At 65.1% G+C, this 18,173-nt stretch carries 17 protein-coding genes; 9 read left to right on the forward strand and 8 right to left on the reverse strand.

Annotation, left to right across the window (positions count from 1 at the left end; genetic code table 11):
• Positions 1-96 precede the first annotated feature (96 nt).
• Together ptsP and FYK34_RS00565 are read right to left on the reverse strand one after the other, a co-directional pair.
• Positions 97-2,610 carry a phosphoenolpyruvate--protein phosphotransferase gene (gene ptsP / locus FYK34_RS00560; protein ID WP_149294576.1) on the reverse strand — a complete coding sequence of 838 codons (2,514 nt, stop codon included), beginning with the start codon at positions 2,608-2,610 and terminating at the stop codon, positions 97-99.
• Positions 2,611-3,042: 432 nt separating this feature from the next.
• Positions 3,043-3,435: a DoxX family protein gene (locus FYK34_RS00565; RefSeq protein WP_149294577.1), complete on the reverse strand. Its 393-nt coding sequence runs from the start codon at positions 3,433-3,435 to the stop codon at positions 3,043-3,045.
• Between the two features lie 103 nt (positions 3,436-3,538).
• Here FYK34_RS00565 and FYK34_RS00570 point away from each other — a divergent pair, with 103 nt between their 5' ends.
• Both FYK34_RS00570 and FYK34_RS00575 read left to right on the forward strand, forming a co-directional pair.
• The gene (locus FYK34_RS00570) at positions 3,539-4,426 is read left to right on the forward strand and encodes a LysR family transcriptional regulator (protein WP_149294578.1); all 888 of its coding nucleotides are present in this window, start codon (positions 3,539-3,541) and stop codon (positions 4,424-4,426) included.
• Between the two features lie 41 nt (positions 4,427-4,467).
• Positions 4,468-4,782: a hypothetical protein gene (locus FYK34_RS00575; RefSeq protein WP_149294579.1), complete on the forward strand. Its 315-nt coding sequence runs from the start codon at positions 4,468-4,470 to the stop codon at positions 4,780-4,782.
• Positions 4,783-4,800: 18 nt separating this feature from the next.
• Here the strand turns inward: FYK34_RS00575 and FYK34_RS00580 are convergent, their stop codons facing one another.
• From FYK34_RS00580 to aroQ, 5 genes are all read right to left on the reverse strand, one after another.
• Positions 4,801-5,910 (reverse strand): DUF3426 domain-containing protein, encoded by a 1,110-nt coding sequence (locus FYK34_RS00580; protein ID WP_149294580.1) that lies wholly within the window; start codon positions 5,908-5,910, stop codon positions 4,801-4,803.
• Positions 5,907-6,803, reverse strand: a complete 897-nt coding sequence (prmA, locus tag FYK34_RS00585) for a 50S ribosomal protein L11 methyltransferase (RefSeq protein WP_149294581.1) — start codon at positions 6,801-6,803, stop codon at positions 5,907-5,909. Before prmA ends, FYK34_RS00580 begins: the two co-directional genes overlap by 4 nt.
• The gene (gene accC, locus FYK34_RS00590) at positions 6,803-8,161 is read right to left on the reverse strand and encodes an acetyl-CoA carboxylase biotin carboxylase subunit (protein WP_149294582.1); all 1,359 of its coding nucleotides are present in this window, start codon (positions 8,159-8,161) and stop codon (positions 6,803-6,805) included. The genes prmA and accC overlap by 1 nt, the downstream gene beginning before the upstream one ends.
• 118 nt (positions 8,162-8,279) lie before the next feature.
• Positions 8,280-8,744 carry an acetyl-CoA carboxylase biotin carboxyl carrier protein gene (accB, locus tag FYK34_RS00595; RefSeq protein WP_149294583.1) on the reverse strand — a complete coding sequence of 155 codons (465 nt, stop codon included), beginning with the start codon at positions 8,742-8,744 and terminating at the stop codon, positions 8,280-8,282.
• A gap of 36 nt (positions 8,745-8,780) precedes the next feature.
• The gene (gene aroQ / locus FYK34_RS00600) at positions 8,781-9,251 is read right to left on the reverse strand and encodes a type II 3-dehydroquinate dehydratase (protein WP_174774491.1); all 471 of its coding nucleotides are present in this window, start codon (positions 9,249-9,251) and stop codon (positions 8,781-8,783) included.
• A 271-nt stretch (positions 9,252-9,522) separates the two neighbouring features.
• On the opposite strand from aroQ, the gene queA reads away from it, so the two are divergent.
• The 7 genes from queA to FYK34_RS00635 all read left to right on the forward strand — a co-directional run bounded on the left by queA (position 9,523) and on the right by FYK34_RS00635 (position 17,612).
• Positions 9,523-10,545, forward strand: a complete 1,023-nt coding sequence (queA, locus tag FYK34_RS00605; protein WP_149294585.1) for a tRNA preQ1(34) S-adenosylmethionine ribosyltransferase-isomerase QueA — start codon at positions 9,523-9,525, stop codon at positions 10,543-10,545.
• Between the two features lie 163 nt (positions 10,546-10,708).
• Entirely contained in the window at positions 10,709-11,080 is a 372-nt protein-coding gene (locus tag FYK34_RS00610; RefSeq protein ID WP_149294586.1) for a gamma-butyrobetaine hydroxylase-like domain-containing protein, read from the forward strand.
• 2 nt (positions 11,081-11,082) lie between these two features.
• Positions 11,083-11,817, forward strand: a complete 735-nt coding sequence (gene ubiE / locus FYK34_RS00615) for a bifunctional demethylmenaquinone methyltransferase/2-methoxy-6-polyprenyl-1,4-benzoquinol methylase UbiE (RefSeq protein WP_149294587.1) — start codon at positions 11,083-11,085, stop codon at positions 11,815-11,817.
• 19 nt (positions 11,818-11,836) lie between these two features.
• A complete protein-coding gene (locus tag FYK34_RS00620; RefSeq protein WP_149294588.1) occupies positions 11,837-12,424 on the forward strand; it encodes a ubiquinone biosynthesis accessory factor UbiJ in 588 nt (195 codons plus the stop codon).
• Between the two features lie 8 nt (positions 12,425-12,432).
• Positions 12,433-13,959: a ubiquinone biosynthesis regulatory protein kinase UbiB gene (gene ubiB / locus FYK34_RS00625; RefSeq protein WP_149294589.1), complete on the forward strand. Its 1,527-nt coding sequence runs from the start codon at positions 12,433-12,435 to the stop codon at positions 13,957-13,959.
• A 591-nt stretch (positions 13,960-14,550) separates the two neighbouring features.
• A complete protein-coding gene (locus FYK34_RS00630; RefSeq protein ID WP_149294590.1) occupies positions 14,551-15,867 on the forward strand; it encodes an NAD(P)/FAD-dependent oxidoreductase in 1,317 nt (438 codons plus the stop codon).
• Positions 15,868-16,298: 431 nt separating this feature from the next.
• Positions 16,299-17,612: an MFS transporter gene (locus tag FYK34_RS00635; RefSeq protein WP_149294591.1), complete on the forward strand. Its 1,314-nt coding sequence runs from the start codon at positions 16,299-16,301 to the stop codon at positions 17,610-17,612.
• Here FYK34_RS00635 and FYK34_RS00640 read toward each other — a convergent pair.
• Positions 17,609-17,977 carry an Mth938-like domain-containing protein gene (locus FYK34_RS00640; protein ID WP_149294592.1) on the reverse strand — a complete coding sequence of 123 codons (369 nt, stop codon included), beginning with the start codon at positions 17,975-17,977 and terminating at the stop codon, positions 17,609-17,611. The two genes, FYK34_RS00635 and FYK34_RS00640, sit on opposite strands and share 4 nt — an antisense overlap.
• Positions 17,978-18,173: the final 196 nt, after the last annotated feature.

The following is an 18,173-nucleotide window of genomic DNA, read 5'->3' on the forward strand; positions in this document are numbered from 1 at the left end:
TTAAGGCTGCGGGAGTGGCGCCGGACGGCATCGAGTCTCCCCGATGGTCTCCCCGTCCAGCGCCGCGGCCCCCGCCCGCGCCGACACTTATTTCTATTAACGAGCGTGTTGATTCAAGTAATGGCGGACATCGGTCGCGGTGGACAGCGCCAGCACGTCTTGGGCCAGCTGCTGGCATTCCGCCAGGCTCCAGCGCGCCAGCGTGGCCTTGACCGAGGCGACGGCCGGCGTGCTGGCCGACAGCTCCTGCACGCCCATGCCCACCAACAGCGGCGCCGCGCGTTCGTCGGAGGCCAGGCCGCCGCAGACGCCCACCCACTTGCCGTGAGCGCGCGCGCCTTCGCAGGTCAGCGCGATCATCGCCAGCACGGCCGGATGCAGCGCATCGGCCTGCTTGGCCAGTTGCGGGTGGCCGCGGTCCATCGCCAGCACGTACTGCGTCAGGTCGTTGGTGCCGATGGAGAAGAAGTCCACTTCCGGCGCGAAGCGCGCGGCCAGTACGGCGGCCGACGGCACTTCCACCATGATGCCTACCTTGACGTCGCTGATGCCCAGCGCGGCCTGCTCCTCGGCCAGGATGGCGCGGGCGGCGCGCAGCTCTTCCAGCGAGGCCACCATCGGGAACATGATGTGCAGGCGGGTCAGCGGCGCGGCTTGCAGAATGGCGCGCAGCTGGGTGCGCAGCAGGTCCGGGCGGTCCAGGCTCACGCGGATGCCGCGCAGGCCCAGGAAGGGGTTGTCTTCCTTGGGCAGCGGCAGGTAGGACAAGGGCTTGTCGCCGCCCACGTCCAGCGTGCGAACCACCAGCGGGCGGTCCTTGCCCAGCGCTTCGGCCACGGCGCAATATTCGGCCGCTTGTTCCTGCTCGGTCGGCGCGGTGTCGCGGTTGTCGAACAGGAATTCCGAGCGCAACAGGCCCACGCCTTCGGCGCCCTTGGCCACCGCTTCGCGCGCGTCGGCGGCGTTGCGGATATTGGCCACCACGTCGATGCGCACGCCGTCGCTGGTCTGCGCCGGCTGCATGGAGCTCTTGGCCTCGGCGGCGCGGCGCTCGGCCAGGCGGGCGATTTCCTGCTCGGCGGCGGCCAGGTCTTCAGCACTCGGCGCGATGGCCAGCGTGCCTTCGTTGCCGTTCAGGATCACTTGCAGGCCTTCCGGCAGCTTCAGCGCGGCCTGGGAGATGCCGCAGATCGCCGGTATGCCCAGCGAGCGGGCCAGGATGGCCACGTGGCTGGTGGCGCCGCCGGTGCGGGTACAGAAGCCCATCACCTTGGACGGATCAAGAGACGCGGTGTCGGACGGGGCCAGGTCTTCGGCGATCAGGATGGAGCCGGCCGGCAGCACCAGCGCGGCCTGCTTCACGCCGGCCAGCAGGGCCAGCACGCGGCGGCCCACGTCGCGGATGTCGTTGGCGCGTTCGCGCAGCAGCGGGTTGTCTTGCGCTTCCAGGCGCGCGGAGTAGGCGCTGAAGGCGGCGCGCCAGGACCAGGCGGCGGACTTGCCCTCGGCCAGGCCGGCGTAGGTCTGCGCCAGCAGGTCCGGGTCTTGCAGCAGTTCCTGGTGCATGGACAGGATGGCTTGCTTGGCGGGGTCGGTCAGCTGTGCCTTGACCAGATCGAGCTGGGCGGCGGCTTCCTCGGTGGCGCGGGCGAAAGCCTGTTGCTCCACATTGGCGCCCTTGCCCTGTTCCGTTACGTCGAATTCCTGCAGGCGGTGGTGCACGATGCGGCCGATGGCGATGCCGGGCGAGGCGCCCACGCCGGCCAGCTGGGTGTCGCTGTCTTCTTGCTGGGCGGAAACGGAAACCGCGGCCGGGGCGACCGGCGCTTCGTCGGCCTTCTCGCCGCAGCGGTCGTTCAGCAGCTGGGTCAGTTGCGCGATGGCGTCGTCGGCGTCGCCGCCCTGGGCGCGGATGCGTACCTGGTCGCCCAGCTTGGTGGCCAGGCCCATGATGGCAACCACGGATTTGGCGTTGGCTTCCTTGTCGCCCAGGATCAGCTGGATGTCGGAAGAGAAGCTCTTGGCCTTGCTGGCGAACACGGCGGCCGGGCGGGCGTGCAGGCCGGCCGGATTGCCGATGGCGATGTCGGCCGACAATTGCGGCTCGCCAGCGACGGCTTGCAGCACGTCATGGCCGTTGGCCAGTTGCAGCGACAGCACCACGTCGCGGCCGGCGTTGACCATGCCTTGCGCGGGCTGCATGCGGGCGACGGTCTCGCCATTGGTGACGATGATCTGGGTCAGCAGGCTGGCGGCTTTGCGGCCCACCAGGTCCAGGTCGAAGTCGATGACCGGCTGGCCCACGCTGACTTGCTGGCCTTGCTCCACCAGCGGGAAAAAGCCCTCGCCTTTCAGCATCACGGTGTCGATGCCGATGTGCACCATGACTTCCACGCCTTCCGCAGTGGTGATGGTGAGCGCGTGATGGGCGGCGTGCAGATTGCTGATCACGCCGCTGACCGGCGCCAGCAGGCTGCCGGAGGTAGGGTCGAGCGAAACGCCGTCGCCCACCATCTTGCCGGCGAATACCGGGTCCGGAACGCTGTCCAAGGGGACTAGCCATCCGGAAAGGGGGGCCAGGATGTCTAGTCTTGGTGCGGAGGTGCCCATGTGAAACTCCTCAATTCGTGGATAATTCCAGTCGTTTTATTACGAGCGTCAATCAAACCGATTCTATTTGCGCCAGCGCAAGGCCATTTGAGAGCGAGCTTGACCTTATCGCCTGCGCTGACTGGCTTTCGGCAATTATATACGGGCCGAGAGCGGCTGGCATTGACGGCTGTGTCGAGGTATATCTTGCCAAGGATTGTAGTTAAACTACATGCAAATTACGCAGCAGCTTGATGGCAATCAACAAAATGTGCAAGTTTGAATTGTTCGGATCGGCTGCTGCGTTGCAGCATTTTGGGGCGGGGCGCGAGTTGAGGCTTGATTGCCTTGAAGTTGGCGCGAAATGCGCAGGCGGGACGGCTGTTGCTTTTTTGTAGTGAAACTCTAAATTCCCTCAGCCGCCGCCCGGCCTGGTGGCGGGCGGCGGAACGTTCAGGCCGGGATCGAACGTTTGGCATCGCCCTGCAGAAACACCACCAGCGAAGCGGCGATCAGGAAGGCCGGATATTCCCAGCCGCCGCCCGGATTGGCAAACATCCAGCCGTTGGCGGCGTGGACCAGGACAATGGCGCCCAGCAGTTGCGGGATCAGCAGCAGGGCCACCCAGCGCGCCCAGATGCCGGCGAGGAGCAGCAGCCCGCCGCCGATTTCCACGGCGATGGCGATGTAGCCGAGGAAGCCGGGCAGGCCCAGGCTGGCGAAGTAGCCAGCGGTGCCGGCCGGGCCGAAGACGAACAGCTTCAGCGCGCCGTGCGACAGATACATCAGACCCAAGGACAGGCGCAGCAGCAAGGCGGCGAGGTAGGGATTTTGAAAGCGGTTCATGGCGGGTGCTCCAGATCAAATTGCGATGGCGCTATTTGAACATCGAGCTTGCGTTCAATAAATGTGCTTTAATTGAAATAATTATTTACTTTATAGAAACAATATGGACCGTTTCTCTGAGATACGCGCCTTTGTCGCGGTGGCGGAGCTGGGCAGTTTCGTTGCGGCGGCAGACCGGCTGGAGCTGTCCCGCGCCATGGTCACCAAGCTGGTGGCGGCGCTGGAGAACCGGCTGGGCGCGCGCTTGATGCATCGCACCACGCGCAAGCTGTCCTTGACCGAGGCCGGTGAGACCTATCTGGCCCAGGCCGGCAGCCTGCTGGCGGAGCTGGACGAGTTGGACGCCAGGCTGTCGCACGGCGCCAGCGAGCCGGTGGGCAGGCTCAGAGTATCGGCGCCGGTGTCCTTCGGCATGCGTTACTTGGGCGCCATCATCGGCGGCTTCCACCAGCGCCACCCGCGCATCGAGGTGGAGCTGAACCTGAATGACCGGCGGGTGGATTTGGTGGAAGAGGGCTTCGACTTGGCTTTGCGCGTCTCCAACCTGGCCGATTCCACGCTGGTGGCCAAGCGCCTGGCGCAGATCCGCGATCTGGTGGTGGCCTCGCCCGATTACCTGGCGCGCCACGGCGAACCGGGCCATCCATCCGAGCTGGCCGAGCATCAGTGTCTGTTATACGCCTTGACCGCGCAACCCAATGTCTGGGACTACCAATCGCCGGATGGCGAGCAGGGGCGAGTCAAGGTCAAAGGGCCGCTCAGGGCCAATAACGGCGACGTGCTGACCGAGGCCGCCGCGCAAGGCATGGGCATCGTGCTGCAGCCGCGCTTCCTGGTGGACAAGGCGCTGGAGGAGGGGAAACTGGTGCCCATTTTGCAAGATTACGATTGGCACTGCCTGGATCTGTCGGTGGTGTATCCGGTGCGCCGCCACGTGCCGGGCAAGGTCAGAGTGTTCGTCGAATATCTGGAGATGTTCTTTAAAACATGACGAATTGATATAGTCTTGGTTTTTTTTTGAGGCGTGTTGTGATGTTGAGAAAATGGCTATTGGCGGCCGTAGCCTTGTGCGAGGCCGCATCTGTGTGGGCGGCATGTGAAAAAACGGTTTCTCCGGTCTATCCGCCTAGCGTCTTGGCGGCCCACCCGATCAAGGTCAAAGTCACCGTGTTTTTCGATACCGGAGAGGACGGTTTGGTCAGCAAGCTGGTCCGTTTGGATTTCAACGAGGCAATGGATGAGACGGATCGGAACGCCTTTAAGGCATCAATCGACACCGCGCTAAAACAGTATAAATGCGCCCCGAACGCCCACCTCAAGCAGTTGTTCGGATTCGCGTTTGATTAAACGCGGTAGCTAGCGATTTTAGGGATAGAACCAGTACAGGCTGTAACCCATCGCATGCACCTTGCCGGCGTCCAGCCGCATGGTGACCTTGACCTCGCTGTTGCCGTTGAAGCGGCCCAGCTTGAAGTCATCGGCCTTCAGATACTCTTTGGGCGTGAACACCTTGCGGATCAAGACCTGGTCGTCGCTATCCTTCAGCGTGACCTCCAGCATCGGATAGGTTTGCGCGTAAGGCGCGTGGTTTTTCAGCGTGGCGGACAGCTGGATCAGATTGGGGTAGTCGGGCACGAAGGCGAGTTCCGACCACTCGGTGCGGATCAGCGCGATGTCGGACGGCCAGGGCACGTCGCAACCCATGGCTTGGCATAGCCGCTCCAGCGTGGGCCGCATCTCCGGCGCTTCCGCCGCGATGCGGGTGCGGTTGAGGAAAACCAGCTGGGCCGCCAGGAATAGCAGGCCGAATGCGGCCAGCACGATCAACAGGCCGTTGACCCAGGGCGCGGTGGGCTTCCTGTCATGCGCCTCCTCTTCCTCCTCTGCGTCGGCGTCGGTGAACAGTGGCTCGTCAGGCTCCACCCGGTAGATCGGCTTGGCCGGTTCCGGCTCCGGTTCCGGCGGCGTCTCGGCACGGCGGCGGCTGCCGTACACCTCGGGCTCGGCCGCGATCGCGGGGGAGGGTTCCGCTTCGTCGAACGGATTGCCGATGGGCGTGGTGACGTGGCGATTCTGCATCGCCTCGGCCAGGGCGCGCTGAAACTCCTCCACCCCTTCCGGGGGCATGGCGGCTGACGCCGGGGCTTCCGTGGCCGCGGCCGGCGGCTCCAGCGGGGGCGCGGAGGGCGGCAGGCTGGCCGCTTCGTCAGGGTGCGCTTGAGGATCGAAGTCCGCCGGCACTTCCAGCTCGAAGTCGTCCATGGGATCGTGCTCGCGCGCCGCCGCAGGCTGCGGCGGCATCAGCGGGGAGGGCGCGGCCGGCGCGGGGGCCGGCTGCGCGACGACGAAGTAATCCGGCGCCTTGAACACATGCGAACAGCGCCCGCAGCGCACCAGTCCGTCGGCTACGGCGAGCTGGGCGTCATTGACCTTGAATCGGGTCTGGCAACTTGGGCACTGTGTCGTATATGTCATACCTGGGCGCGTCGGGTTCCTGTCAATCGTGTCCATCCTTCGTCGAACACCGGCGCGTCCATCTCGAACCACTGGTTGTAGATGGCGGACAATTCGTCGGCTTGTTCGGCGAGGATGCCGGAGAGCACGATTCTACCACCGGTTTTCACATGGCTTGCCAGCAAGTCGCCCAACATGCGCAGCGGATTGGCCAGGATATTGGCCAACACCACGTCGTATTGGGCCTGCGGATTGGCGTCCGGCAGGAAGAAATCGGCCTGCACGCCGTTTTGCTCGGCATTGTCCTTGCTCGCGCGCACGGCCTGCGGATCGATGTCGATGCCGACGGCGGAGGCCGCGCCCAGCTTCAGCGCGGCGATGGCCAGGATGCCGGAGCCGCAGCCGTAGTCGAGCACGGACGCGCCGCTTTGCAGCTGCTTGTCCAGCCACTGCAGGCACAGCCGCGTGGTGGGATGGCTGCCGGTGCCGAAGGCCAGGCCCGGGTCCAGCTGCAGGTTGACCGCGTCCGGCGCCGGCGCCTCGTGCCAGGTGGGGGTGATCCACAGCCGGTCCGAGATGCGGATGGGGTCGAACTGCGACTGGGTCAGGCGAACCCAGTCCTGCTCCTCCACGCGCTCGATCTTATACGTGGGCATCGCCAGTTGGCAGGCGGTGGCGGCGGCGGCGATCAATAGCGCAGGGTCGTCGTTCTCGTCGAACAGCGTGATGATGCGGCTTTGGCTCCACAGCTGGTCCACCGGCTCGCCCGGTTCGCCGAAGATGGGCTGTTCCTTGTCGGTGCCGGCCCAGGCGTCCTCGATGGCGGTGGACAGCGCGCCCGCGTCCATCAGCGCGTCGGCGAAGCGCTCGGCGACGGAGGAGTCGGAGTCTATGGTGGCTTGCAACCAGGCCATCAGTGTTCCCCCTTCTTTTTCTCGGACAGGCGGTGCTCCAGATAGTGGATGCTGGTGCCGCCGCGCTGGAAGGCCGCATCCAGGAACAGTTCCTGATGCAGCGGGATATTGGTCTTGATGCCGGAGATGGCCATCTCCGACAGCGCCACGCGCATGCGCGCCATGGCTTGTTCGCGAGTGTCGCCGTAGGCGATCAGCTTGCCTACCATGGAGTCGTAGTGCGGCGGCACGGTGTAGCCCTGGTAGATGTGCGAGTCGATGCGGATGCCGGGGCCGCCGGCCGGGTGGTAGCTCTCTATCTTGCCCGGAGACGGCACGAAGGTGAACGGGTCCTCGGCATTGATGCGGCATTCCATGGCATGGCCGGCGATCACGATGTCTTTTTGCTTATAGCGCAGTTTCTCGCCGGCGGCGATGCGGATCTGCTCCTGCACGATGTCCACGCCGGTGATCATTTCCGTCACCGGATGCTCCACCTGCACGCGGGTGTTCATCTCGATGAAGTAGAACTCGCCGTTCTCGAACAGGAATTCAAAGGTGCCGGCGCCGCGGTAGCCGATGCGGCGGCAGGCTTCGGCGCAGGCTTCGCCGATTTTCTGGCGCTGCTTCTCGGTGATGCCCGGCGCCGGCGCTTCCTCGATCACCTTCTGGTGGCGGCGCTGCATGGAGCAGTCTCGCTCGCCCAGGTAGATGGCGTTGCCGTATTCGTCGGCCAGCACCTGGATTTCGATATGGCGCGGATGCTCCAGGAATTTTTCCATGTAGACGGTGGGGTTGCCGAAGGCCGCGCCGGCCTCGGTGCGCGTCATCTGCACCGAGTTGATCAGCGCGCCCTCGGTGTGCACCACGCGCATGCCGCGACCGCCGCCGCCGCCGGCGGCCTTGATGATGACCGGGAAGCCGATCTTCTTGGCGATCTTGACGATTTCCGCCGGATCATCCGGCAGCGCGCCTTCGGAGCCGGGCACGCAGGGCACGCCGGCTTCTATCATGGCGTTCTTGGCCGACACCTTGTCGCCCATCAGGCGGATGGTGTCCGGGCGCGGGCCGATGAAGACGAAGCCGGATTGTTCCACGCGCTCGGCGAAGTCGGCGTTTTCCGACAGGAAGCCGTAGCCGGGGTGGATGGCCTGGGCGTCGGTGACCTCGGCGGCGGCGATCAGGGCCGGCACGTTGAGGTAGCTCTTGCCGGACGGGGCGGGGCCGATGCAGACCGACTCGTCGGCCAGCTTGACATATTTGGCTTCGCGGTCGGCCTCGGAGTGCACGACTACGGTCTTGATGCCCATTTCGCGGCAGGCGCGCTGGATGCGCAGCGCGATTTCGCCGCGGTTGGCGATCAGAATTTTTTCGAACATGGAAGTCTCCACTAGGCCGGCCTGGATCGGCATGATCGGCCGGCCTTTGCTGTCACGTCAAACGACAAGGGCACAGACCTTGGCCGTGCCCTGAATCTTGCGAGTTCGCCGGAGCGTCTTACTCGATGACGAACAGCGGCTCGCCGTATTCCACCGGCTGGCCGTCTTCGGCCAGGATGGCCTTGACCACGCCGGAGCGGTCGGCTTCGATCTCGTTCATCAGCTTCATCGCTTCGATGATGCACAGCGTGTCGCCGGCATTGACGCTTTGGCCCACCTCGACGAAGGACTTGGCGCCGGGGCTGGGCGAGCGGTAGAAGGTGCCGACCATGGGCGACTTCATGGCGTTCTGGTGGTTGGCGGCGGCGGGCGCTGCTTCTGCGGCGGGCGCGGCGGCTGCGGCCGGCGCCGGGGCGGCGGCGGGCGCGGCGTACATCTGAGCCACCGGCTGGGCATAAGCCTGCGGTTGGGTGGCGGACACGCGGGTGATGCGGACTTTTTCTTCGCCCTCGGTCACTTCCAGTTCGGCAATGCCGGACTCTTCGACCAGGTCGATCAGTTTTTTCAGTTTACGCAGGTCCATTATTGATCCTTCGAATGGGATGTTCAGTTACGGCAGTCAGGGCTGAGCGGCCAGATGCCGCAGCGCATGCGCCAGCGCCAGCTCGTAACCGTGGGGGCCCAGCCCGCAGATCACGCCGAGTGCCAGATCGGAAAAGTACGAATGCTGGCGGAACGGCTCGCGGGCGTGGACATTGGATAGATGTACTTCGATAAACGGCACCTTCACCGCGGCCAGGGCGTCGCGCAGCGCGACGCTGGTGTGGGTGAACGCCGCCGGATTGATCAGGATGAAGCCAGTGCCGTCATCCAGACATTGATGTATGCGTTCTATCAGTACATGCTCGGCGTTGCTTTGCAATGCTGTCAAAGCAAAGCCGGCGGCCTGGGCCTGATCGGCCAGCCGCTGGTTGATGGCGTCAAGTGTGTCCCGGCCGTAGTGTTGCGGCTCCCGCACCCCCAGCAAATTGAGGTTGGGGCCGTGCAGCACGAGGATGGATCGGCTCAAGGCCTGACTCCTGTTATTCATCGTTGGCCGCGAGTTTGCCGCACTTCGACGCAAGATGTCCAGCTTTTGCAGAAATTAAAACAACTGTTTAGCGCGCGGATCCGCCGCCAAATGCTTGGTTTTAGAGTAAAACGCTTAATTTTGCCGAGCCGGGCAGTGTAGCGCATCCGCAATATGTCGTGAAAATAGTTTGCCGCGCATCGGCAGCGCGGCGGAGCTTTGGCGCTTTCGCCTCTGTGCCCGCCGCCGGGGCGAGGGTATAATCGTCCGGTTCTGAACGATAGTCTTAGCAATGCAGCTCTCTGATTTCGATTACCACCTGCCCGATGCCCTGATCGCCCAGCATCCGCCGGCCGTGCGCGGCGCCAGCCGCCTGCTTTACGTGAACGGCATGGCGCTGTCCGATCTCACTTTCGCCGATTTTCCGTCCCGCTTGCAAGCGGGCGATCTTCTGGTGTTCAACGACACCCGCGTCATCCGCGCCCGGCTGTTTGGCGAAAAAGCCAGCGGCGGCAAGGTGGAGGCGCTGATCGAGCGCGTGCTGGACGACCACACGGCGCTGGCCCATGTCCGCGCGTCCAAGTCGCCCAAGCCGGGTAGCCGGCTGATCTTCGCTGGCCGCTGGGAGTCGGAGATGGTGGAGCGGCAGGACTCGCTGTTCAAGCTGCGCTTCCTGGCCGAGGAAAATGTGTACGACATCCTGGAGGCGTCGGGCAAGCTGCCGCTGCCGCCGTATATCGAGCGCAGCGCCGAGCACGACGACGACGAGCGCTACCAAACCGTCTACGCCCGCGAACAGGGCGCGGTGGCGGCGCCGACCGCCGGCCTGCACTTCACCGATGAGATGCTGGCCGGGCTCAAGGCCCAAGGCATCGAAACCGCCTTCGTCACGCTGCACGTCGGCGCCGGCACCTTCCAGCCGGTGAAGGTGGAGAATGTGGCCGAGCACAAGATGCACAGCGAGATTTACGACATCCCGCAAGCGACGGTGGACGCCGTCGCCGCCGCCCGCGCCCGCGGCGGCCGCGTGGTGGCCATCGGCACCACCAGCGTGCGCGCGCTGGAATCCGCCGCCCGCGGCGGCGAGCTGAAAGCGGGGCGTGGCGAGACTGACATCTTCATCACGCCTGGTTATGCGTTCCGCGTGGTGGACCGCTTGCTGACCAATTTCCATCTGCCCAAATCCACGCTGATGATGCTGGTGTCGGCCTTCGCTGGCTATGACGAGATTTTCCACGCTTACCGTCACGCGGTGGAGCAGCAATACCGCTTCTTCAGCTATGGCGACGCCATGCTGCTGGAGCGCAAGGGTTGAGAGGCAGTATTTTTTAGCCGCGAAACCCACGGAACGACACGAAATGAAAGCGCCGCGAGACTAATGACTCTCGTGAAAGTCTGTCTGGTTTGAGTGGTTTGGTTTTATTTCGTGTTTTTCGTGGATTTGGTGGCGGTCAAGCTTGTTTTAAAAGGATTGCGCCATGTCCGGAGTCGCCCCCCACGCCGCCCAGCCGGTGGAAATCCAGCTGCACCAGCTGTCCAAGGTGCTGGAAATCGCCTTCGACGACGGCGCCCGTTTCGAGCTGCCATGCGAATACCTGCGCGTTTATTCGCCATCGGCCGAAGTGCGCGGCCATGGCGTCGGCCAGGAGAAGCTGCAGAGCGGGAAGAGGCATGTCGGCATCACGGCGCTGGAGCCGGTGGGGCATTACGCCTTGAAGATCACTTTCGACGACGGCCACGACAGCGGCCTCTACAGCTGGACCTATCTATACGAGCTGGGCGCCCATCGCGACCAGTACTGGCAGCAATATCTGGATAAGCTCGCCGCCGCCGGCGCGAGCAGGGAGTGAGCATGGATAAGACCACGCATTTCGGTTACAAGACCGTGGCGGAGAGTGAGAAGGCCGGCAAGGTGGCCGAAGTCTTCCACTCGGTGGCCAGCAAGTACGATGTGATGAACGACCTGATGTCCGGCGGCCTGCACCGCGTGTGGAAGCACTTCACCTTGACCACCTCCGGCGTGCGCGCCGGCGACAAGGTGCTGGACATCGCCGGCGGCACCGGCGATCTGTCGCGCGGCTGGGCCAAGCGCGTGGGCAAGAGCGGCGAAGTGTGGCTGACCGACATCAATAGCTCCATGCTGACCGTGGGCCGCGACCGCCTGCTGGACGAAGGCCTGATCCTGCCGGTGTCGCTGGCCGACGCCGAGAAGCTGCCGTTCCCCGACAACTATTTCGACGCGGTGTCGGTGGCCTTCGGCCTGCGCAATATGACGCACAAGGACGCGGCGCTGAAGGAAATGTGCCGCGTGCTGAAGCCGGGCGGCAAGCTGTTCGTGCTGGAGTTTTCCAAGGTGTGGAAGCCGCTGTCGCCGTTCTACGACTTCTATTCCTTCAAGGCGCTGCCCGTCATGGGCAAGCTGGTGGCGGGCGACGCCGACAGCTATCAGTATCTGGCCGAATCCATCCGCATGCACCCGGACCAGGAAACGCTGAAGCAGCTGATGCTGGACGCGGGCTTCGGCAAGGTGGACTACCATAACCTCACCGGCGGCGTTGTTGCGCTGCACAAGGGCGTTAAATTCTGATTCACCGCGGGAGCGCGCCATGGCCATCCAGATCGCCGCCTTCAATCATCTGCTGAACCAGCACCCGGCGCGCCGCGCCGAGCTGGCGCGCTTTGCCGGCCGCCGCGTGGCCATCGCCCTGCCGCCCTTGCATGTGGCCGGCGTGGTGACGGACGAAGGCTGGCTGGCCGCCTGCGAGGGCGAGCCGGAGGCTAGGCTGCGCCTGCGCCACGGCGTGCTGTTTTCGCATCTGTCCGGCCAGGCGCCGCAGCTGGCGGACATCGCCTTGGAAGGCGACGCCGAATTGGCCGCCGCGCTGGGCCGCATCATAGGCCAGCTGCAATGGCATGCCGGCGAGGATTTGTCGCGTGTGTTCGGCGATGTGGCGGCGCAGCGCATCGAAACGCTGGCGCGCGGCCTGTTCGGCTTCAAGGGCCAGCTGGCTTTTCGCCTGGCCGACAATTGGATGGAGCATCTGCGCGAAGACGGCGCGATGCTGGCCGGCCGCCACCGGGTGGGCCGCTTCGTCGCCGAGGTGGACCAGTTGCGCGACGACGCCGACCGGCTGGACAAGCGCCTCGCGCGGCTGGAAGCCGCGCTCAACCCTAAACAGAATCCCCAGACCTGACGGACCGTATGTCGATATCGCGCTCGCTGAAGATAGTTGCCACCCTCTACCGCTACGGTCTGGACGATTTCCTCGCAGGACATTCCAAGCTCGCCTTCCTGCGCACCTTGTTCCGTCTGTGTCCCATCCGCCGCGACACCGCCTCGCCGCTGCCCATGCGCATGCGGCTGGCGCTGGAGAGCCTGGGGCCTATCTTCGTCAAGTTCGGCCAAGTGCTGTCCACCCGGCGCGATCTGCTGCCGCCGGAATACGCCGACGAGCTGGCCTTGCTGCAGGACCGCGTGCCGCCTTTCGACGGCGAAATCGCGCGCCAGGTGGTGGAGCGCAGCCTGGGCCGAAAGATTGAAGAATTGTATGTCGATTTCGATCTGAAGCCGGTGGCCAGCGCCTCGGTCGCCCAGGTGCACAAGGCCTGGCTGCGCCGGCCGGACGGCGGCAAGGGCCGCGAAGTGGCGGTCAAGGTGTTGCGGCCCGGCATCCTGCCGGTGATCGAGCAAGACCTGTCCCTGATGCGGACCTTGGCCGGCTGGGTGGAAAAGCTGTTCGCCGACGGCAAACGCCTGAAGCCGCGCGAGGTGGTGGCCGAGTTCGACAAATACCTGCACGACGAACTGGATTTGATGCACGAGGCGGCCAACGCCTCGCAGCTGCGGCGCAATTTCAAGGACTCGGACCAGCTGATCGTGCCCGAGGTGTTTTACGATTACTCCAGCCGCGAAGTGCTGACCTTGGAATGGATGCACGGCATCCCGGTGGGGCAAATCGCCCGGCTGCGCGAGGCCGGCGTGGACCTGAAGAAGCTTAGCCGCTTCGGCGTGGAAATCTTCTTCACCCAGGTGTTCCGCCACGGCTTCTTTCACGCCGACATGCACCCGGGCAATATCTTCGTCGCCGCCAACGGCCGCTATATCGCGCTGGATTTCGGCATCGTCGGCAGCCTGACCGAGACCGACAAGCATTACCTGGCCGTCAACTTCCTGGCCTTCTTCAACCGCGACTACCACCGCGTGGCCACCGCCCACATCGAATCCGGCTGGGTGCCCAGAGATACCCGCGCGGAGGAGCTGGAGGCCGCGGTGCGCACCGTGTGCGAGCCCATCTTTGAGAAGCCGCTGAGCCAGATCTCCTTCGGCATGGTGCTGTTGCGCCTGTTCGAAACCAGCCGCCGCTTCAATGTGGAAATCCAGCCGCAGCTGGTGTTGCTGCAGAAGACCCTGCTCAATATCGAAGGCCTGGGCCGCCAGCTGGACCCGGACCTGGACCTGTGGGCCACGGCCAAGCCTTTCCTGACCAAGTGGATGAACGAGCAGATAGGCTGGCGCGGCCTGCTGCGCACCTTGAAGAACGAGGCGCCGCAGTGGGCTACCACGCTGCCCACCTTGCCGCGCAAGCTGCATGACACGCTGAACTCGGCCAAGACCGATCTGCTGGTGGATGGCTATATGCACCTGATGCGCGAGCAGAAGCGCCAGAACTTCCTGCTGCTCTTGATCGCCATCCTGCTGGCCGGCCTGCTAGCCAAGAGCCTGCTGTAGGGGGATGCCCCGCAAGCGGGGCGATCCGCCATGCCGCAGCGCCTAGTCTGCTGGGCGGGGCAAGATAACTCTGACGCAAGAGTCAGAGTGCACAGAGAGGCGCGTGCGGGCAGGGTCTGAAGGCCTGCCCGCCCTGTCTCGCTGCTCTTGATTGCTATTCTGTCGGCCCAAAACTTGCTGTAGGGCGGATGCCCCGCAAGCGGGGCGATCCGCCTCGCTTCCGCGCGGGTCCGTCGACTCTTGCGTCAGCCGCGTAGGACGGGCAGGCCAGCTGGCCTTGCCCGCGCGATGCCTCCATGCGAACGCATTCATTCGAAAAGTTCGGCCTTGCTTGCTGCCGGCGATGCCGCGGCATGGCGGATCTCCCCTGCGGGGCATCCGCCCTACTAAGCTCCCTTCCCATGCCGATCCATGCTTTGTGGATAACTTTGTAAATTGGGCATGGCTGTGGATAAGCGGCCCACGTCCGCGCGAGCCTGCGCGCCATTGGCATGAAGTGCCCATGACGCCGGCTAATTTTCTCCGCACGCCGTTGATGGCGCGAAAAATGCGGTAATCTTGGCAAAAAATTCCACTCATCAGGAGCTGCTTATGCTGAGCCGCAACGCCGCGCTGCCGCGCATCGTCATCGTAGGGGGAGGGGCCGGAGGGCTGGAGTTGGCCACTCGGCTGGGCCGCACGCTAGGCGCGCGCCATCGCGCCCAGATCGTGCTGGTGGACGGCTCGCCCACCCATATCTGGAAACCGCTGCTGCATGAGGTGGCCACCGGCGCGCTGAACACCGGCGAGGACGAGGTCAATTACTTCGCCCACGGCTACCGCAACGGCTATGACTTCGAGTTCGGCTATATGACCGGCCTGGATCAGACCAAGCGCGCGATCCGGTTGGCGGCCATCCAGGCGCAAGACGGCAGCGAACTGAGCCCGGAGCGCGAGGTGTCCTATGACTGGCTGGTGATCGCCGTCGGCGCGCAGGCCAATGATTTCGGCACCCCTGGCGTGGCCGAGCACGCGATGTTCCTGAACACGCCGGCCGACGCCGAAGCGCTGCGCCACCGCGTGCTGGAGCAGGCCTTCCGCGCCAGCGGCGGCGCGGCGCCTTCGCGCGCGCTGTCCATCGCCATCGTCGGCGGCGGCGCCACCGGCGTGGAATTGGCGGCGGAGCTGAACCATACCATGTGCGAACTGCACCACTACGGCGCGCGGCTGCAGCCGGAACGAGTGAGGATCAGCGTGATAGAGGGCGCGGAGCGCATCCTGGCCGCCGCGCCCCCGTCCTTGTCGGCCTATGCCGAGGAGCAATTGTCCGGCAGGCGCATCCAGGTGCTGACTAAGAGCGTGGTGGCCGAAGTGAGGGCGGATGGCGTGCTGTTGAAGGACGGCCGGAAGGTGGAGGCCGACATCACGGTATGGGCGGCCGGCGTCAAGGCGCCGGCCTGGCTGGCCACGCTGGATGGCTTGGAGGTCAACCGCGTCAACCAGTTGGTGGTGGATACCCGCTTGCATTGCGCCGGCGGCGATTGCGTCTACGCGATGGGCGATTGCGCGGCCGCTCCGGACGGCGACAGCGGCCGCATGCTGGCCGCCACCGCCCAAGTGGCGCACCAGCAGGCGCGTTATCTGGCCGACGAGCTGGCGCGCCGGCTGGACGACAAGCCGGCGCGGCCGTTCGTGTTCAAGCCGCAGGGCATGATGGTGTCGCTGGGCAAGCACACCGCGGTGGGTAGCTTGGCGGCGGTGGTGGGGCCCAAGCGCGACTATCACGTGGAAGGCCGCGGCGCGAAGCTGATCTACGCCTCGCTGTACCGCATGCACCAGGCCGCCGTGCACGGCTGGGCGCTGGCGATTTTGCTGTTCATCGGCGACAAGCTGCGCCGCGCGGCGCGGCCGGCCTTGAAGCTGCATTGATGGTTGGACGGGCCGTTCCGGCCCGGTCTCGCATGCCTTGGAAGATGCCGTTCACCTGATTGGGGTGAGTGGCATTTTGCGATGTCGAGGAAAGGAAGTCCGCTGCGCGGACGATGATTTTCATGGCGGTTCCGCCCGCCGGGCGGGCTGGGGGGCTGCGCGGCCAGCCCCCCAGCGCCCCCAGGCCGCCCCTGCGACCCGAGAAACCCCGACAAAACAGCCTGGGTCCAGGCGCCGCCGATCGAAAAAACGGCGGCTTAAAGGCCCCTGGTCCCAAGCTGTTTTGCCGGCACGGGTCGAAAGGGGGTGGAGGCTGCCGATTAGCCATCGATTCATTGATCTCCGCTCTTTGATCTGTGCTGCGCCGCAGCTTGACCCATCCCCGACATTCCTCGATGCTGTTTTGACATTTGCATATCAGAGGGGCGGGCATGGAGTTGGGAAAATGGCTGGACGAGCGGCCGCTGGGCGGGTTTCAGTACCGGCTGCTGATCTTATGCGGGCTGTGCATGATATTGGACGGCTTCGACGTGCAGGCCATGGGCTATGTCGCGCCGGCCTTGCTGGAGGACTGGGGCATCGCCAAGTCCGCCCTGGGGCCGGTATTCGGCGCCGGCTTGCTGGGCTTGATGCTGGGCGCGCTGCTGTTCGGCGCGCTGGCGGACCGCATAGGCCGCCGTCCGATCTTGCTGGCCTGCACGCTGCTGTTTTCCGCCGGCATGCTGGCGACGGCGGGCGCGGCCACGCTGCCGCAGTTGATCGCGCTGCGCTTCTTCACTGGGGTGGGGCTGGGCGGCATCATGCCCAACGCGATGGCGCTGGCCGGCGAGTACAGCCCGGCGCGGCGGCGCGCCAGCCTGATGATGCTCATCTCCTGCGGCTTCACCGCCGGCGCCTTGCTGGGCGGCCTGTTGGCCGCCTGGCTGATTCCGGTCCATGGCTGGCGCGCGGTGTTCCTGGTGGGCGGCGTCGCGCCCTTGCTGCTGTGGCTGCCCATGCTGCGAGGTTTGCCCGAGTCGGCCAAGTTCCTGCTGCTGCGCGGCAAATCGGAGCAGGCGGCGTTCTGGCTGCGCCGCATGGAGCCGTCTTTGTCGGCCGGCGCGGCATTCTTTCTGGCTGAGCGGCCGTCTCTCAGCAATCCGGTGGCCGAGCTGTTCCGCAACGGCCTGGCCCGGCGCACGCTGCTGTTGTGGTTGCTGAGCTTTCTGAACCTGATCGTGCTGTATTTCCTGTCCAACTGGATGCCCTCGCTGTTGCGCGCGCAGGGGCTAGACATGCGCCACGCCTTGCTGGCCGGCAGCATGCTGCAGCTGGGCGGCGTGGTCGGCACCTTGTCCTTCGGCCATTGGATAGACCGCGTCGGTTACCGCAAGGTGCTGCTGAGTTGTTTCCTGCTGGCGGCCTTGGGACTGTGGGCCTTGGGCGGCGTGCGGGGCGAGGCGCTGTGGCTATATGCGCTGCTGTTCTGCGCCGGCTTCTGCATCATCGGCGTTCAGCCGGCGGTCAATGCGCTGGCGGCCAGCGCCTATCCCACCGGCTTGCGCGCCACCGGCGTGGGCTGGAGCCTGGGCGTGGGGCGGGTCGGCTCCGTGCTGGGACCGTGGCTGGGCGGGGTGTTGATCGGCCTGGCCTGGAGCCAGGCGGCCTTGTTCGCCTTGCTGGCGCTGGTGACTTTGGGCTCCGCAGCCGTGGTGTGGGCCTATCACCGCGAGCCGGCGCGGCGGCCGGCTGGCGAGGCGGCTTAGATCGCCAGCAGGGCGGCGACGACGCGGCGGTCTTCCGCCAGCAGGATGTTGAAGGTGCGGCAGGCGGCCTGGGTGTCCATGCATTCCATGCCGATGCCGGCCTGGGTCAGCGCCGCGTACAAGCGCGGGTGGACGAAGCGCTGGCTCTTGCCGGAGCCGAACAGCACCACCTCCGGCTGATAGGCCAACAGCGCGTCGAAGTGCTCGACGGCCAGGCTGGAGAAGTCGGCCGCGGCCCAAGGCGCGATCTTGTCGGCGCTGACGATCAGATTGCCGTCGTGGCGCTGGGCGTTGATCAGCACATGGCCTTCGCCATAGCCGGTGAACAGGTTTTTGCCTTGGCCGGAGGCCTGATGCATTTTCATCGGAATCCCTTCAAGAAGCGGCGATTGGACGGCGCGGCGCGGACGTGTGGCGGGCCTCGTGCAGTGCACCAAATATTGGGATAGGATTATACCCAGACCCGGAGCCGGCGCGACCCCGCGAAGCGCGGGGTTTTCGCCCAGCCGGCCGATATAAAATCAAGAGATCCCATGAAACCACACCGCCAGCGCAAGACCG

This window comes from Chromobacterium paludis, assembly GCF_008275125.1.
GTDB lineage: Bacteria > Pseudomonadota > Gammaproteobacteria > Burkholderiales > Chromobacteriaceae > Chromobacterium > Chromobacterium paludis.

What these genes read in the sequence shown, in the direction of transcription:
- FYK34_RS00610 (WP_149294586.1), top strand. Translation starts at nt 10,709, where the DNA reads ATGTCCGGAGTCGCCCCCCACGCCGCCCAGCCGGTGGAAATCCAGCTG.
- ubiE (WP_149294587.1), top strand. Translation starts at nt 11,083, where the DNA reads ATGGATAAGACCACGCATTTCGGTTACAAGACCGTGGCGGAGAGTGAG.
- FYK34_RS00620 (WP_149294588.1), top strand. Translation starts at nt 11,837, where the DNA reads ATGGCCATCCAGATCGCCGCCTTCAATCATCTGCTGAACCAGCACCCG.
- FYK34_RS00565 (WP_149294577.1), bottom strand. Translation starts at nt 3,435, where the DNA reads ATGAACCGCTTTCAAAATCCCTACCTCGCCGCCTTGCTGCTGCGCCTG.
- FYK34_RS00575 (WP_149294579.1), top strand. Translation starts at nt 4,468, where the DNA reads ATGTTGAGAAAATGGCTATTGGCGGCCGTAGCCTTGTGCGAGGCCGCA.
- FYK34_RS00580 (WP_149294580.1), bottom strand. Translation starts at nt 5,910, where the DNA reads ATGACATATACGACACAGTGCCCAAGTTGCCAGACCCGATTCAAGGTC.
- FYK34_RS00635 (WP_149294591.1), top strand. Translation starts at nt 16,299, where the DNA reads ATGGAGTTGGGAAAATGGCTGGACGAGCGGCCGCTGGGCGGGTTTCAG.
- queA (WP_149294585.1), top strand. Translation starts at nt 9,523, where the DNA reads ATGCAGCTCTCTGATTTCGATTACCACCTGCCCGATGCCCTGATCGCC.
- ptsP (WP_149294576.1), bottom strand. Translation starts at nt 2,610, where the DNA reads ATGGGCACCTCCGCACCAAGACTAGACATCCTGGCCCCCCTTTCCGGA.
- aroQ (WP_174774491.1), bottom strand. Translation starts at nt 9,251, where the DNA reads ATGAATAACAGGAGTCAGGCCTTGAGCCGATCCATCCTCGTGCTGCAC.
- FYK34_RS00630 (WP_149294590.1), top strand. Translation starts at nt 14,551, where the DNA reads ATGCTGAGCCGCAACGCCGCGCTGCCGCGCATCGTCATCGTAGGGGGA.
- prmA (WP_149294581.1), bottom strand. Translation starts at nt 6,803, where the DNA reads ATGGCCTGGTTGCAAGCCACCATAGACTCCGACTCCTCCGTCGCCGAG.
- FYK34_RS00570 (WP_149294578.1), top strand. Translation starts at nt 3,539, where the DNA reads ATGGACCGTTTCTCTGAGATACGCGCCTTTGTCGCGGTGGCGGAGCTG.
- accB (WP_149294583.1), bottom strand. Translation starts at nt 8,744, where the DNA reads ATGGACCTGCGTAAACTGAAAAAACTGATCGACCTGGTCGAAGAGTCC.
- FYK34_RS00640 (WP_149294592.1), bottom strand. Translation starts at nt 17,977, where the DNA reads ATGAAAATGCATCAGGCCTCCGGCCAAGGCAAAAACCTGTTCACCGGC.
- ubiB (WP_149294589.1), top strand. Translation starts at nt 12,433, where the DNA reads ATGTCGATATCGCGCTCGCTGAAGATAGTTGCCACCCTCTACCGCTAC.
- accC (WP_149294582.1), bottom strand. Translation starts at nt 8,161, where the DNA reads ATGTTCGAAAAAATTCTGATCGCCAACCGCGGCGAAATCGCGCTGCGC.